We start from the raw sequence: 13,717 nt of genomic DNA, 5'->3' as shown, positions 1-13,717 counted from the left end.
GCAGCTAGCTGACGTCCTTCTTCCAGCTCACGGCGTACCCGATGACGGTGGCCACGAGCGCGTAGCCGAGCAGCACGAGGCCGCCCTGCCACCAGTCCAGGGGGGCTGCGCCGGCCGGGTTCATAACCGTGAAGATGCTCGCGCCGACCAGGGCGTCGGAGGCGGCACCGGGTAGAAAGTTGCCGATCTTCGCGGTGACCTCGAGAAAAGAGGCCGCGAGCCGCAGCAGAGGTTCGACGAACTGGGTGAAGGCGAGCACGATCACGATCGAGGCGACCTGATTGGGCACGAGCACGCCGAGACCGACGCCGATCGCGGCCCACAGGGCCATGGCGAGCACCGAACGAGCTACCAGGAGCCAGGTCTCCGAATCGAGTAGCAGCGCATCCACACCGAAAGCACTCATGACGCCGCCGCCGATACCAACGGATGCCGCCAGCGCGATGAGACCGAATGCCGCGCCGACCAAGAGGAGTGTGACCGTCTTGGCGCCGAGCACGACCCCGCGGCGTGGTGTCGCCAGAAACGTCGGGGTCAGCGTCTGGTGGCGAAACTCGCCGGTCGTCGCGAGGGCACCGATCAGCACCGGAAAGACGTAGCCGACCGACGATGCGAAGCTATAGATGATGGGTGGGAGACTCCCGAAACCGCTCAGCGCGCCGCCGCCGGTATTTACAGTATCGGGGCTGATCACACCGGACTGAAGCCCGGAGAACAGAGCGGCGAGGCCGCCGGCCAGCAGCCCGATGTAGCCAAACAGTACGAGGGCGAGTATCCACCAGAGGCGAGTGGTGAAAATCTTGGCGAATTCGGCCGCAATGGACCGCAGGAACGAAGTCATAGTGAGTGGCCTCCGCCGACGAGGGCGAGAAACGAGTCTTCCAGGCCGGCTTTCTGCCGATGCAGCACGCTCAGTTCGACCCCGGCTTCGAAGGCGAGGTGGCCGAGCAGGGCCGGGTCGCTGGTTGCCGCGATGAGTCCGGTGCGGCCGGTCGTGAAGGTGATGCCGGCCGCCGTGAGTGCGGTGGCGAGGTTCTCGCGGTCGGGAGAATCCACGATCGTCTGGGCCGCGGCATCCGTGTCGAGGCTCGACAAGGGCCCGAGGTGCACGAGCTCGCCGCGGGCGATGATGACGACATCGTCGACGCTCTGCTGCACCTCGGAGAGCAGGTGCGAACTGACCAGAACGGTGCGTCCTTCGGCGGCCATGTCGCGCAAAAACCCCCGAATCCAGCGGATGCCCTCCGGGTCGAGCCCGTTGATCGGCTCGTCGAGAACCAGTACGCCCGGGTCGCCGAGCAGGGCATAGGCGAGGCCGAGGCGCTGACGCATGCCGAGCGAGTAACCGCCGACGCGTTGGGCGGCATGGGCGGCGAGGCCCACCTGGGTGAGCACCTCCAGCACCCGGGTGCGCGGCAGTCCGGCGGCGATGGCGTAGACGCCGAGGTGGTCGCGAGCAGAACGACCCGGGTGAAAACTCGCCGCTTCGAGGGCGGCCCCGACCGTTTTAAGCGGATGCGGCAGGTCGCGATAGCGCACGCCGCCGAAGGTGGCCGTTCCGCTGCTCGCGGCGACCAGCCCGAGCAGAATACGCAGGGAAGTGGTCTTTCCGGCGCCGTTCGGTCCGAGAAAGCCGGTGACCCGGCCGGGTTCGACTGTGAAGGACAGATCGTTGACCGCGGTGACACCGCCAAAGCGTTTGCTGATGTTCGTGAACTCGATGAGCGCGCCGGTAGGCATCCGACTCCCCTCTGTGCTGCTTCAAGAAATAGTGCTCCCAGCCTATTCCCCGTTTGGGTGTTTTCGGCTGCCGACCGGGGATTATTTGGTGAGGGCATGCTGTTCGCAGGTCGGAGCAGCCAGCGCAACGCACTCGGGGCAGACCACGAGTTGCTCCCGGCAGGAGGCGTCCCGGCAGTTGCGCATGTTCGTGGTCGGTGCCGCGCAGACCTGGCAGCTGCCGAGTACGGCAGCCTCTGGGGCGAAGTCGATGGACATCCGCTGGTCGAAGACGTAGAGCGAACCCGACCACAGGCCTTCGTTGCCGAAGGTCTCGCCGTAGCGCACGATGCCACCGTCGAGCTGGTACACCTCGCCGAATCCGCGCGATTTCATGAGGCCGCTCAGCACCTCACAACGGATGCCGCCGGTGCAGTAGGTCACGACCGGCTTGCCCTTGAGATGGTCGTATTTACCGCTGTCGAGCTCGGCCACGAACTCGCGGGTATTGGCCACATCCGGCACGACCGCGTCCCGAAAATGGCCGATCTCGGCCTCGAACTTATTGCGCCCGTCGAAGAAGACGACTTCATCGCCCCGCTCGGCGACGAGCATATTGAGCTCGGCCGGTTGCAGCTTGGTTCCGCCGCCGATGACGCCGTTCGCGTCGACGCGCAGTTCGCCGGGGGCTCCGAAGCTCACGATTTCGTCGCGCACCTTGACCACAAGCTTGGGAAAGTCGAGGCTGTGGCCGTGCGAGTCGAGCCCGGTGCCCTCGCTGAACTTGAAATCGATGTTCTTGAACGCCGGGTAGTCGCGGGTCCTGCGAATGTACTTCTTGATCGCCGGCAGGTCGCCGCCGACCGTGCCGTTCAGGCCGTCCTTGGAGATCAGGATGCGCCCGCGCAGGCCGAGCCCGGCGCACAGGTCGCGTTGCCAGAGCCGCACAGCGTCTGGATCGGCCAGGGGAGTGAAGATGTAATAGAGCAGAATCTTCGGAATGGCCATGAGCCCATTTTATTAGGGGCGCGTAGGCTGGCCGCACAACAAATAGGAGGCCCCTCGTGACCGTAGATCCGCTCGCCCGCTTCGGCGAAGTGCCCCAGTTCTCTCTCACGAGCGCCGACATGACCGACGGCGGCCCCCTCGCCGCGCCCCAATACGGTGCCGGTGCCGGGGGAGCGGATGTCTCCCCCCAGCTGGCCTGGACAGGCTTCCCGCCCGAGACCCGGAGTTTCGCCCTGACTGTGTACGACCCCGATGCCCCGACCGGCTCCGGGTTTTGGCACTGGGCGGTAGCGAACCTGCCGGTATCGGTGACCGAGCTGCCCGCCGGAGTCGATGCCCTGCCGTCCGGCTCGCTCGTGTTGCCGAACGAGCAGCGCCTGACCTCCTTCTCCGGTGCCGGACCGCCGCCGGGAACAGGCACCCACCGCTACCAATTCATCGTGCACGCCGTCGACGTTCCCATGCTTGATCTCGACGCGCAGTCGACGCCGGCCGTTCTCGGCTTCAACCTGCACTTTCACACGCTCGCGCGTGCGGTGCTGGAGGCGACCGGGGTCGCGGGCGGGGCATCCGCTGCCTGAGTTGAAACCGGGAGTTCACCCCATATGGGGTAGCTCTCAGCGGGGATTCGGGGGATTCGACATAACCTCAGGTAATGAGTTACACCAGTACCGCGTTCGACATCGTTCGTCCCACTCCCTTCGCAGCACACCCCTCGACTTCGGCGGGCACCGCCCGCGCTGACCGCCGCGCACCGGCCTGGCTGCACGGTATCCGTTTGCACGCGGACGGTGTCACCGTTGATCGGTCTACGCATCGGGAGACGGGCATCCGTCGGTTGCCGGTCTGGGCTTGGCGCGCACTCATGTTGCGCCCCGCGACACCCGTGCACAAGTTCAATCTGCACCCGATCGACTCCGTGGAGTACGACCTCGATATCGACTACATCGGCGACGGGCAGCAGATTCACCGGCTCGACGTCCTCGTGCCCAAGCGCACGGATGCCGTAGCGGCGCCCCTGCCGGTCTACGTGTACTTTCACGGTGGCGGCTGGACCTCGGGCGACAAGGATCCGCTGACCAAATATTGCGCGAGCCAGGCCGCTGAGGGCATGATCGTCATCAACGCCAACTACCGCATGGCGACGCGGTTTCAGCTGGGCCACATGATGCAGGACGGCAACGCGGTTCTCGACTGGGTCGCCCGCAATGTCGCGGCCTATGGCGGCGACCCGACGCGCATCGTGCTCGGTGGCGATTCCGCGGGCGGCCATATCGCCGCGCTGCTCACGGCCGCCGCCTATGCGCCCGAACTCGCCGAGCACTACGGCATTCGTCCCCCGGTCACTGCCCGCCATCTGCGCGGTCTGGTGCAGCACTGCAGCATTGCCGACTTTTCGGTGCTGTTCGACCGCGGATTCGTCCTGAGCCTCAATTTCGTGCGGATGCTGCTGCCCGAGCGGGGCCGCGGGCTGCACCTGCGCACGGCTGCCCGGTTCATGTCGCCGATCGAGTGGCTCGACCGGGGCTTTCCGCCGGTGTTCGTCACGACCTCGGAGCGGGACTATTTCTATCGTGCCAACCTCAACTTCATCGAGGCGCTGCGGGCGCGCAAGATCTGGGTGGACACCCTGATTTACGGACGTCGCAGCGTCAACACCAAGCACACCTGGCAGCAGGACGACTCGCATCCGGAATCCCAGGAGGTCTACCGCCGCCTCGGCGCCTTCGTGCGTGCGGTCGCGCCGCGCCCGGTGGTCGCTGTTTAGGACCGTGCGCCGGTCGCGGCGAGCACCCCGCCGAGCCCGATCATGATCACGCCGCCGGCCGAGGAGAGATGCTCGACGCGTTTCGGTGATTTCGCGAACCAGGTCCGCGCCGTGCCGGCCGCGAGAGCCCAGGTGCTGTCGCCGAGCAGGGCAAGCACCACGAAGACCAGCCCAAGCACTGCCAGCTGCAGCGGCACATCGCCAGCCCGATAGTTCACGAACTGCGGCAGTACCGCGATGAAGAACACGAGCGACTTCGGATTGCTGAGCCCCACCACGAACCCCTCGAACACGAGCCGCCACTTGGTTTTACGCGCCACGCGGGCCTCGCTCATCCGGGCCGCCTTGTGCCGGTTTCGAATAGCCTGCACCCCGAGATAGATGATGTACGCGGCACCGGCGAACTTCACGATCGTGAACAGCAGCACGGACTGGGTCACGATTGCGCCGAGTCCGAGCGAAACCGCGATGATCACCGGAATCAGACCGAGAGCGTTGCCGAGAACGCTGAGAAAGCCACCGAGGCGTCCGAGAGCGAGCGAACGCCCGATCACAAACAGCACGGTCGGGCCCGGAATGACGATGAGCGCGATCGACGCGAGGGCGAACGTCAGCAGGGTGGGCAGGGAAACCATGTTTGAGCATATCGTGCAGGCAAGCTGGTCTGGAGAGACGGATGCTGGCGCTCACCCACAACGGATTGCTCGCCGCAGCCGCGGCCTCGCTAGCATCGGGGTCGTGCATATGTTCTTCAGAACCCTCCTCCATGCCCTGCTGTCGCAGTTCGGCCCCCGGCTCGGTCACTTCGACGTGGCGCGCACCAACTTCGTGACGCTGCCCACCGACCAGGACATTTTGCGGCACATGAACAACGGCGTCTACCTGTCGATCATGGACGTGGCCCGCTTCGACATGCTGCACCGCACCGGCGTCTGGGCGATCTTCAAACGGCAAGGCTGGTATCCGGTCGTCGTGTCGGAAACGATCAGTTTTCGCAAGTCGCTCAAGCTCGGCCAGAAGTTCACGGTCGAGTCGCGCATCATCGGGTTCGATGAGAAAGCCGTGTACGTCGAGCAGCGCTTCGTACGACCGGATGCCGATGGCACGCCCGAAATCTACGCCCACGGTCACATTCGTGGTCGCTTTCTCAAGCGCACCGGTGGAATCGTCACGATCGACGAACTGCTCGAGGCCATCGGCGTCGCCCCCGACAACGTGAGCGTGCCCGACTGGCTGCTGGAGTGGGCAGCCACCGCGGCGGTCCCGCCCACGCGCGCTCCCGCCCCCAGCATTTGGAACTAACCGCGCGGATACGGTGACGTCGGGGGAATCCATGCTCGCAACGCTAGGGCGACTTGACTGCGGGGCGCTTGGTCTTTCCATGAAAATCGACCTCTTCGGCTCACGTGCGCCAGGGTGGTTCCGGGCTGGGCGTATTGGCCCGGTGGGTTTGGGCTGGTCGCCAGGTCTGAGACGGGTCCCACAGGACGGGGCCGAGTAGTTGGGGTCGGCCGTGGATCATGCGGATTGTCCAGCCGCTGATATCGATCATGTGGTGGTGGTACCAGCACAATAGGATCCCGTTGTCGATACGTTGCTTATTCAAGCGCAGGCGGGCTTTCTGAGCAAATGTGATCCCTTTTCGCTCGCCCATAGCGAACGCTCTTTGTCATTATTCAGGAGGTGGCGAAACGGGTGGCCATCATCATTCAGGATTTGGTGTGGCCCACGAGGCGGATGTTGCTGGTGGGACAGCGCCCCGGCCCTCGAAGGTCATGCTGGCCAGATACTCCTAAATTCTGACGGTCGCACCGCCCAGGAACTCCCGAATGGTGAAAGGGAAAGGGGCCGGGATGCTGGCGGCATCCGATCCCCGCCAGTCGCGCTACTGCTTGTTGAGTGGCAGCAGGATTCCCTTCACCGACGGATCGGTCGCGAGGAACTTCTGCACGGCCGGGTCCTGGAAGGCCGCGACGAGCTTCTTGATGTTGTCGGTGTCGGCGTAGTCGCTGCCGATCGTGAGCTGGCCGGCGAAGTCGTCCGGTGCGGCGGGGGCGAAGATTTGCTGCTCGAGCGGGATCTTTGCGGCGAGGTAGTACTCGGTGTACCCGGCGGCGGCATCGATGTCGGGCAGCGCGCGCGACTGGGCGGCGAAGTCGAGCAGCACGAACTTCAGGTTCTTCGGATTCGACGCGATGTCGTCCTGGGTCGCGGTGCCGGCGGTTGCGCCGTCTTTGAGGGTGATGAGCCCGGCGTTCTCGAGCAGCCATAGCCCCTGTGCCTCGTTGGCGGGGTCGGAGTAGAGCGAGATAGTGGCGCCATCCGGGATATCCTCGACGCTGCCCCACTTCTCGGACCATAGCCCGAAGCCCCACCGGAAGACCGGTGTCGCCGCCGTCTCCCGGAAGTCGGGGTTGGCCTCGAGCACCTGGCTCAGCCAGAGCTTGTGCTGGTAGATCGTGCCAGCGACCTCGCCCTCGCTCACCGCACGGTTGATCGTGTTGCTGTCGGAGAGTCCCCTGAAGGCGACCGTGATCCCATAGTCGGCGGCCACGTTCTTGGCGACGAACTCGACGAGGGCCTGCTCGGCCGCGTTGCCCTCCGCCGTCGCGATGACGAGCGTGGCGCCCGCGACCTCGTTCGGCGAGACGCTCGGATTGAGCAGCGGGATGCCGATCGCGGCGGCGACCGCGACGACGGCCACCGAGGCGCCGGCGATCCAGGGCCAGCGGCGGCGCGTCTTGAGCTCGAAGCCGTGCGGCTCGTCGGGGTCCTGCGAGGTGGGTTTGGTGATCGTGCCTTGGGACATGGTGTTTCCTTTCGAGGTGCTGGAGTCGTGGTGACGCAGTGGCGTGAACGGGCGGGTGGCAGGGTCGAGCGGATGCCGGGTGGGGAGGCTCATGCCAGGCAAGGGTGGTTCGACGGAAGCGTCCCCGCGCTCAGCGTGGGACGGGCATCGACTTCGCGCGCCTCGGCTGGCGCTCGCGGGCGTGCGGCGTCGCCAGTCGCACGAGCCGGTCTCCGAGCAGCTGCACCGTGGCGACCGTCGCGACGAGGATGATGATCGTCGCGAGCATGACGGTGTTGTCGAAGCGCTGGTAGCCGTAGGTCACCGCCACGTATCCGATGCCGCCGGCGCCGATCGTGCCGGCGATCGCCGAGTACTCGATCATCGCGATCGTGTTGATCGTGAGCCCGCCAATGATCGCGGGCAGCGCCTCGCTCAACTGCGCGGTGCGGACGATCTGCAGAGGCGACGCACCGGACGCCCTCGCGACCCGCACGAGCGTGGGCGGTACGCCACGCAGCGAGTTCTCGACAATGCGGGTGAAGAACGCGATCCCGGCGATCGCCATCGGCACGACGGCCGCGGCGATGCCGATGTTGGTTCCGGTGATGAAGCGCGTGAACGGAACGATCGACGCCATCAGGATGAGGAACGGCAGCGACCGGCCGATGCTGACGATCCAGCTGATCGACTGGTGTAGCGCGGGGTTCTCGACTAGGCCGCCAGGCGCGAGGTTGTGCACGAGCGCGCCAAGCGGCACCCCGACCAGCACGACGATGACCATGACGATGCCGACCATGATGAGGGTGTCGATCAGCGCCGGGAACACGAGCGCCGGGATCTCGGCGATCGGCACGTTGTTGTTCGTCGGAAGGGCCGTGCGGATGCCGGTGGCGAGCACGCTCAGGGCAGCGCTCATGCAACACGCTCCAGTGCGGGCACTGTGGACGAGATCGAGGCCGCCGGGGTTGTGTCGCCTGCCGCAGCCGGGGCGGACGCATCCGCGGACGTCGAACGCCCGCCATCCGAGGACCTCGAAGACTCCTCCGCCGACCGGTCGGCCAGAGCCGCAGCCTCCGGATCCTCGGGCACGGGCCGGGCATCCAGCCCCAGGCGGCGGGCAGTCTCAACAAGCAGGGCCGGTTCGACCGCGCGCACGCCGATGTTCGCGTGCCCGACCGTCTGGCCGGCGACGGTCTCGATCGACGCGCCGAGCACGGAGACCGGGGCGTCGAGCTCGCTGGCCAGCCGTAGCACCCAGTCGGCCGGCACCGCGCCGGAGGTGTAGCTCACGAACCAGTGCGTCTCGCCCAGCTGCGGTGTGGCGTGCGGGCGGGCCGGGCGGAGGGCGCGGCCGAGGGCGGATGCCGGGTCGCGCAGCAAGTCGACGATGCGCCCGGACTCGACGATGTGGCCGTGGTCGAGACGGGCGACGGCGTCCGCAACTTGGAGCACGGTGTCCATCTCGTGGGTGATGAACAGGATGGAGAGGTCGAGGTCGTCACGAAGCTCCTTGAGCAGGGAGACGATGGATGCCGTCGACTCGGGGTCGAGGCCGGATGTCGCCTCGTCGGAGAGCAGCACCTGCGGGCGCAACGCGAGCGCGCGGGCGATACCGACGCGCTGGCGCTGGCCGCCGGAGAGCTGGTGCGGGTAGTGTCCGGCGCGGTCGGAGAGCCCGACGCGGTCGAGCAATTCGGCGACGCGGCGCTTCGCCTCGGCGGTGGTGACGCCGAGGTATTCGAGCGGTAACGCGACATTCTGGGCGGCCGTGCGACGGCTGTAGAGGCCGTCGGACTGGAAGATCGTTCCGATGCGGCGGCGGGCCGCGCGCAGCTGGCGCTCGCCGAGCTGGGAGAGGTTTTCGCCGTTGACAAGCACCGAACCGGACGTGGGCCGCTCGAGCAGGTTGACGCACTGCGCGAGGGTCGACTTGCCGGCGCCGCTCGGTCCGACGACGGCGAAGATCTCGGCGGCGTCGACGCGGAAGTCGAGCCGGTCGAGGACGACCGTCGCTTTGGCGCCGTGACCGTAGACCTTGGTCAGTTGTTCGATGCTGATCATGGCCGTGAGCCTATTGTCGGCGCGGCGCGGCGCCTAACCGCGGCGAAACAATGTTGCGTCGCGTGACGATGTGTGACGCGAACGACTTCCGCTGGTTGAGCAGGTCTCGGAGCGATCGTCTCGAAATCAGAAGATGCGGCGGGGTTTCGACTCGTGCCAGAGCGCGTTGCTCAACCAGCAGAAAACAGCCCGGGGGTCGTGGTGGTCTCGGTACGAAAAGTTTCCAGCGGCGCTTGGGTTTGCGGCTGGGGTCGATGCTCGCTGGTGGGGCGAACCAGCGCACGTTGTCGACGACCTGCACCCTTCAGCCTCTATGGATCACGTGGTGGTGGCTGGGGCCGGGCAGCGCACGTTGTCGATGTTGGTTAGTCCTCCTTCGTGCCAGGGGAGGACGTGGTGGACTTCGGTCCAGCGGGCGGGGATGGTGCAGCCGGGGATGATGCAGCCGCCGTCGCGGGCGGCGATCGCGGCGCGTTGTTTGGCGGTGAAGCAGCGGATTTTGTCGCCGAGGTAGAGCACGTCGCCGTTCTCGCCGAAGAGGGCTTGCTGGTAGCCGCCTGCGCAGATGAGTTCTTGCACCCGGCGAAACGACACGGGTGCTTCGATGCCGTCGATCCAGCCGACGCCGCGGCCCTGGTCGAGGTCGACGGCGTTGATGTGCACCATGACGGTGGGGGCGGCTCCGCCCATGGTTGGGGTTTTCGGGTCTCGTGCGGCCGCTTCGAGGATGGCGCGGAGGATGTCGGCGCGTTTCTCACCGGCGGTGCGGCGGTCGCCGTCGAATCGGGGGTCGCCGGTGAATGGGTCGGCGCTGAATGGTTCCGTGCCGAAAGTGGCCGAGCCGGGGATGCTCTCCACCCCGTCGATACCGTCGATGCCGTCCAGCTCGGGCTTATTGCGGCTCTCGAGCAGTTCGGTGGGTAGGAAGATGGGGGTGCGGGATCGCGCCGACAGGTAGGTGTCGAAGAGGGTGTCCATAACACCGCGGAGTTCGGGGGTGACGTCGGCGCGCAGCGGGTAGAGCCCGTTGCGGAGCACGCCAAACGTCAGTGTGCTCTTTGCCTCCACGACATCGTCGCCCGGGGCGGCGCCGTCGGGGTCGAGCCGCCCCTGCCATTCCATCGCTTGCGCCCGCAGGTAGTCGGGTGCGAAGCGGATGCCCGCTCCCGGCAGTCCCGCGGTCTCCGGAGTGATCGCGCCGGCACCCATAATTATAGCTGAAAGAGCACCTGAAGACGATATATCCTCAGTAATGTGTTGAAGATTTTTCAGAGTTGTATACGATATTCGGGAGCGGGGTGCCTCCTCGCGGTGAGTGCCAGCCCGCTCGGCGTCGGGGGCGTGGGCAGTTGGGGCTAGGTCTGCATAAACCTGACATCGCCAGTACCATCCGTTGGCCATAAGTGGGCAATCTCCGTGGCCAACAGCGCGCCGTTCTCCTGTCCGCCCGCGCCCACTTCGAACTGGCCGGTAGCCTGGCTGGCTGCAATAGTCGGGAGATGATCCAATGCACCCTCCAGACCAGCCGGTTGGTTCTCATTCCACTGGCACACGAGCATCTCGAATACGAGGTCACCCTTGACGCAAGCCCCGGCGTCATGCGTTATCTGGGGGCCGGCTCACCTCGGGATCGTTCGGTAGTGGAAAAGCACCATCAAGAACGGCTCGACGTAGCGCGAGACGGTCTTGGCTTCTGGGCTGGTTTTCTTGAAGCAGAGTTCGTTGGCTGGTGGCTCCTTGCGCCGGCGGACGACGATGCGCGAGGGCAAGCAGAACTGGGGTATCGCCTGAAGCCAGACTTCTGGCGCCAGGGATTGGCGGCTGAAGGTGCCGCCGCCCTGCTCGCTTACGGCTTCGACGACGTGGGGCTGACCCAAATCTTCGCCGAAACGATGACCGTCAATGCAGGATCTCGTGCAGTGATGAGTCGCCTCGGCCTGACCTATCTAGGCACTCGCGACGAAGGGATCGCCGGTCCTATCCCCGGCTCCGACCAAGGCAATGTCGATTATGCAATCACGAGAGACCACTGGGCTGCGGGCGCGCGCTGAGGAAGCCGCCGAGCCAGCAGTGCCAGGCACCGGACGTCGTCGCAACCCCGGGTCTGCGCCGTGAGGCCGCAGACCCAGAGCAATTCGCCGAACGTTAGCGTTCAGGCGGTGCGAGCAGGAACGATCAGGTCCTTGTAGAACTGGGCGTGCGCGGGGTAGTAGTGCTCCCACTGCGGTAGCGGCAGACCGGCGCGCGAGGCCACCAGGCGATCGAGGTAGTAGTCCCATCCGGGGCCAACCGTGGAAGCTTCCGACGGGCTCCGCAGGCGCTGCCCGAAGGTCAGGTTGGTCATGCCGTCGCCCTCGACCAGGTGGAACATGGCCCGCCAGGAATCCTCACCCTTGCCGAAATCACCGTTGAACCGGTGCGGAGCCTGGCATTCGCGAACGCTCACGTACTCCCACTTAGCATCGGGTTCGGCGGTCATCTTGAACTTGACCGCTCCGGTGGCCGGCGAACCGGTAAAGGTGCCGATCCACTTCTCCAGCTCGGCCGGGCGGGTCAGGCTCGCCCAGACTTGTTCGATCGGCGCATTGAAGAGCCGATTGAGCATGAGGTACAGGCCGTCCTCGCGGTGAACGAGACGACCGGTGGGCTTGGCTGACATGGTGACCTCCACTTTGAGTGAAACGCGAGTCTTCTCTCAGGCTAGGCCACTTTCAACCCGTCGGCTACAAGCGTTGATCCGTCTACTACGCACCCTCGAGCACGGCCATCGCGGCGTTGTGGCCGCCGAGCCCGCTGACCCCGCCGCCGCGCCTCGCACCGGCCCCGCAGATCAATATGCGCGGATGCGAGGTGGCTACTCCCCAGCGCTCGGCTGGCGTGCCGCGCGGCTCGTCATCCTCGAGGAACGGCCAGGACAGCCCGCCGTGAAAAATATTGCCGCCGGGCAGATTCAGCGCCTGCTCGAGGTCGAGCGTGGTCTTGGTTTCGATGCAGGGACGACCGGCAGCATCCGTCATTAAGAGGGGTTCGATCGGCTCGGCCAGCACCGAATTGAGCGAACGCAGCACTGCGGCCTGCAACTGCGCCCGCATCTCGTCGTTGTTGGTCTCGGTGAGCGCGCGATGGGGCGTGTGCAGGGCGAAAACGGTGAGCGTGTGCGCCCCGGCCTGGGCGAGTTCGGGCGAAAGAATGCTCGGATCGGTCAGCGAATGACAGTAGATCTCGCACGGCAAAACGGAGGGAATCTCTCCGGCCAGCGCCTGCTCATACGCGGCCTGCAATTGCTCGTACGACTCGTTGATATGAAAAGTGCCGCCGAACGCGGCCTCGGGCGCGACGCTCGCGTCCAACAGTTGCGGCAACCGGGTCAGCAGCAGGTTGACCTTCACCTGCGCGCCCTCCGGCTTTTCTATTACAGCGGATGCCGTTTCTCCAGCGCCCAGTAGCTCCCGCAGCGACCAGGGCGCGACGTTCGCCAAAATCACCCCGCCGTGCGCCCTCTTGACGCGACCCTCTTGGAAGTACTCCACGGCTCCATCGGCGCTGACCGATGTGACTTCAGCCCCGACTTCAAGTCGCGCGCCGGCAGCGCGGGCCGCCCGCTCGAGCGCCCCGGTCACGGCGCCCATGCCGCCGATCGGCACGTCCCAGTCCCCGGTTCCATTGCCGATCACGTGGAACAGGAAGCAGCGGTTCGCGTCGAGACTGTGGTCGGCGAGGCTCGTGAACGTTCCGATCAGCCCGTCGGTGGCCACGACGCCGCGCACGAGGTCGTTCTCGAAGCGGTCGCTGATGGTCAGGCCGAGCGGCTGCTCGATCAGCGCGGTCCAGAGCTCGTCGTCGTCGACCAGCCGCTTGGCCTCCGAGCGGGTGAGCAGCGGTTCGCAGACCGTGGGGAACACGGCGCGCGCCAGTCGAGCGGTGTCCTCGTAGAACGCGTTCCACGCGTCGAAATCGGCCGCAGCCCCGATGCGCGCGAACGAGTCCCTGGTCGCCGCGGCGTCGCCGTGATCGACCAGCAGCCCGGCTGCGCTGTCAGCCGACGCGCTGCCAGTAGACGCGACGCCCGGCATCGGCGTATATGACGAATACCGCCGTCGGGCGAGTTCAATGTCGAGCCCCAGCTCGCGAATGATTCTGGCCGGCAGCAGGCTCACCAGGTAGGAGTAGCGCGACAGGCGCGCATCGACGCCGGCAAAGGCATCCGTTGAAATGGCAGCGCCACCGACCTGCGGCTCCCGCTCGAGCACGAGTACGCTGCGTCCGGCTTGGGCGAGGTAGGTGGCGGCGACGAGGCCGTTGTGGCCGCCTCCGATGATCACGACGTCGTGTGTGGGTTCGCTCATGCGCCGAGCCTACCCACCGGCTCC

The 13,717-nt window shown here is 66.0% G+C and carries 14 protein-coding genes; 4 read left to right on the top strand and 10 right to left on the bottom strand.

The features are described 5' to 3' along the window. Window positions 1-4 precede the first annotated feature (4 nt). The 3 genes from E3T41_RS05525 to E3T41_RS05515 form a co-directional block, all read right to left on the bottom strand. Entirely contained in the window at window positions 5-841 is an 837-nt protein-coding gene (locus E3T41_RS05525; protein ID WP_134477655.1) for an ABC transporter permease, read from the bottom strand. Continuing rightward, window positions 838-1,740 carry an ATP-binding cassette domain-containing protein gene (locus E3T41_RS05520; RefSeq protein ID WP_134477653.1) on the bottom strand — a complete coding sequence of 301 codons (903 nt, stop codon included), beginning with the start codon at window positions 1,738-1,740 and terminating at the stop codon, window positions 838-840. Before E3T41_RS05520 ends, E3T41_RS05525 begins: the two co-directional genes overlap by 4 nt. A gap of 81 nt (window positions 1,741-1,821) precedes the next feature. Further along, entirely contained in the window at window positions 1,822-2,727 is a 906-nt protein-coding gene (locus E3T41_RS05515) for a rhodanese-related sulfurtransferase (protein ID WP_092448167.1), read from the bottom strand. A 119-nt stretch (window positions 2,728-2,846) separates the two neighbouring features. Between E3T41_RS05515 and E3T41_RS05510 the strand changes: the two genes are divergently transcribed. Then, entirely contained in the window at window positions 2,847-3,308 is a 462-nt protein-coding gene (locus E3T41_RS05510; RefSeq protein WP_092448208.1) for a YbhB/YbcL family Raf kinase inhibitor-like protein, read from the top strand. 74 nt (window positions 3,309-3,382) lie between these two features. Then, entirely contained in the window at window positions 3,383-4,495 is a 1,113-nt protein-coding gene (locus E3T41_RS05505; RefSeq protein ID WP_241991044.1) for an alpha/beta hydrolase, read from the top strand. Here the strand turns inward: E3T41_RS05505 and E3T41_RS05500 are convergent. Next, a complete protein-coding gene (locus tag E3T41_RS05500; protein ID WP_134477651.1) occupies window positions 4,492-5,130 on the bottom strand; it encodes a LysE family translocator in 639 nt (212 codons plus the stop codon). The two genes, E3T41_RS05505 and E3T41_RS05500, sit on opposite strands and share 4 nt — an antisense overlap. On the opposite strand from E3T41_RS05500, the gene E3T41_RS05495 reads away from it, so the two are divergent. Next, complete coding sequence (locus tag E3T41_RS05495; RefSeq protein WP_174775282.1) at window positions 5,129-5,797, top strand: thioesterase family protein; 669 nt, start codon at window positions 5,129-5,131, stop codon at window positions 5,795-5,797. The genes E3T41_RS05500 and E3T41_RS05495 overlap by 2 nt on opposite strands. Window positions 5,798-6,380: 583 nt before the next feature. Here E3T41_RS05495 and E3T41_RS05490 read toward each other — a convergent pair. The 4 genes from E3T41_RS05490 to E3T41_RS05475 all read right to left on the bottom strand — a co-directional run bounded on the left by E3T41_RS05490 (window position 6,381) and on the right by E3T41_RS05475 (window position 10,556). Continuing rightward, window positions 6,381-7,397, bottom strand: coding sequence for a MetQ/NlpA family ABC transporter substrate-binding protein (locus E3T41_RS05490; RefSeq protein WP_241991043.1), 1,017 nt, complete (start codon window positions 7,395-7,397; stop codon window positions 6,381-6,383). A 37-nt stretch (window positions 7,398-7,434) separates the two neighbouring features. Continuing rightward, complete coding sequence (locus tag E3T41_RS05485) at window positions 7,435-8,202, bottom strand: methionine ABC transporter permease (RefSeq protein ID WP_092448170.1); 768 nt, start codon at window positions 8,200-8,202, stop codon at window positions 7,435-7,437. Beyond that, a complete protein-coding gene (locus E3T41_RS05480) occupies window positions 8,199-9,347 on the bottom strand; it encodes a methionine ABC transporter ATP-binding protein (protein ID WP_104131857.1) in 1,149 nt (382 codons plus the stop codon). The genes E3T41_RS05485 and E3T41_RS05480 overlap by 4 nt, the downstream gene beginning before the upstream one ends. A gap of 318 nt (window positions 9,348-9,665) precedes the next feature. Continuing rightward, window positions 9,666-10,556: an HNH endonuclease signature motif containing protein gene (locus E3T41_RS05475; protein WP_166791496.1), complete on the bottom strand. Its 891-nt coding sequence runs from the start codon at window positions 10,554-10,556 to the stop codon at window positions 9,666-9,668. A gap of 290 nt (window positions 10,557-10,846) precedes the next feature. On the opposite strand from E3T41_RS05475, the gene E3T41_RS05470 reads away from it, so the two are divergent. Further along, the gene (locus E3T41_RS05470; RefSeq protein WP_134477647.1) at window positions 10,847-11,398 is read left to right on the top strand and encodes a GNAT family N-acetyltransferase; all 552 of its coding nucleotides are present in this window, start codon (window positions 10,847-10,849) and stop codon (window positions 11,396-11,398) included. A gap of 101 nt (window positions 11,399-11,499) precedes the next feature. On the opposite strand, the gene E3T41_RS05465 is transcribed toward E3T41_RS05470, so the two are convergent. After that, complete coding sequence (locus E3T41_RS05465) at window positions 11,500-12,006, bottom strand: SRPBCC domain-containing protein (protein WP_092452531.1); 507 nt, start codon at window positions 12,004-12,006, stop codon at window positions 11,500-11,502. An 85-nt stretch (window positions 12,007-12,091) separates the two neighbouring features. Next, on the bottom strand, window positions 12,092-13,693 hold the full coding sequence (locus E3T41_RS05460; RefSeq protein WP_134477646.1) for an NAD(P)/FAD-dependent oxidoreductase: 1,602 nt from the start codon (window positions 13,691-13,693) through the stop codon (window positions 12,092-12,094). Between the last annotated feature and the right edge of the window lie 24 nt (window positions 13,694-13,717).

Source organism: Cryobacterium sp. Hh38, from assembly GCF_004403235.1.
Classification (GTDB): domain Bacteria; phylum Actinomycetota; class Actinomycetes; order Actinomycetales; family Microbacteriaceae; genus Cryobacterium; species Cryobacterium levicorallinum.
Note: the sequence above shows the minus strand (reverse complement) of the source record. Positions and strands in the feature narration are given on the sequence as shown.

What these genes read in the sequence shown, in the direction of transcription:
- E3T41_RS05525 (WP_134477655.1), bottom strand. Translation starts at nt 841, where the DNA reads ATGACTTCGTTCCTGCGGTCCATTGCGGCCGAATTCGCCAAGATTTTC.
- E3T41_RS05520 (WP_134477653.1), bottom strand. Translation starts at nt 1,740, where the DNA reads ATGCCTACCGGCGCGCTCATCGAGTTCACGAACATCAGCAAACGCTTT.
- E3T41_RS05515 (WP_092448167.1), bottom strand. Translation starts at nt 2,727, where the DNA reads ATGGCCATTCCGAAGATTCTGCTCTATTACATCTTCACTCCCCTGGCC.
- E3T41_RS05510 (WP_092448208.1), top strand. Translation starts at nt 2,847, where the DNA reads ATGACCGACGGCGGCCCCCTCGCCGCGCCCCAATACGGTGCCGGTGCC.
- E3T41_RS05505 (WP_241991044.1), top strand. Translation starts at nt 3,383, where the DNA reads ATGAGTTACACCAGTACCGCGTTCGACATCGTTCGTCCCACTCCCTTC.
- E3T41_RS05495 (WP_174775282.1), top strand. Translation starts at nt 5,129, where the DNA reads ATGTTTGAGCATATCGTGCAGGCAAGCTGGTCTGGAGAGACGGATGCT.
- E3T41_RS05500 (WP_134477651.1), bottom strand. Translation starts at nt 5,130, where the DNA reads ATGGTTTCCCTGCCCACCCTGCTGACGTTCGCCCTCGCGTCGATCGCG.
- E3T41_RS05490 (WP_241991043.1), bottom strand. Translation starts at nt 7,397, where the DNA reads ATGAGCCTCCCCACCCGGCATCCGCTCGACCCTGCCACCCGCCCGTTC.
- E3T41_RS05485 (WP_092448170.1), bottom strand. Translation starts at nt 8,202, where the DNA reads ATGAGCGCTGCCCTGAGCGTGCTCGCCACCGGCATCCGCACGGCCCTT.
- E3T41_RS05480 (WP_104131857.1), bottom strand. Translation starts at nt 9,347, where the DNA reads ATGATCAGCATCGAACAACTGACCAAGGTCTACGGTCACGGCGCCAAA.
- E3T41_RS05475 (WP_166791496.1), bottom strand. Translation starts at nt 10,556, where the DNA reads ATGGGTGCCGGCGCGATCACTCCGGAGACCGCGGGACTGCCGGGAGCG.
- E3T41_RS05470 (WP_134477647.1), top strand. Translation starts at nt 10,847, where the DNA reads ATGATCCAATGCACCCTCCAGACCAGCCGGTTGGTTCTCATTCCACTG.
- E3T41_RS05465 (WP_092452531.1), bottom strand. Translation starts at nt 12,006, where the DNA reads ATGTCAGCCAAGCCCACCGGTCGTCTCGTTCACCGCGAGGACGGCCTG.
- E3T41_RS05460 (WP_134477646.1), bottom strand. Translation starts at nt 13,693, where the DNA reads ATGAGCGAACCCACACACGACGTCGTGATCATCGGAGGCGGCCACAAC.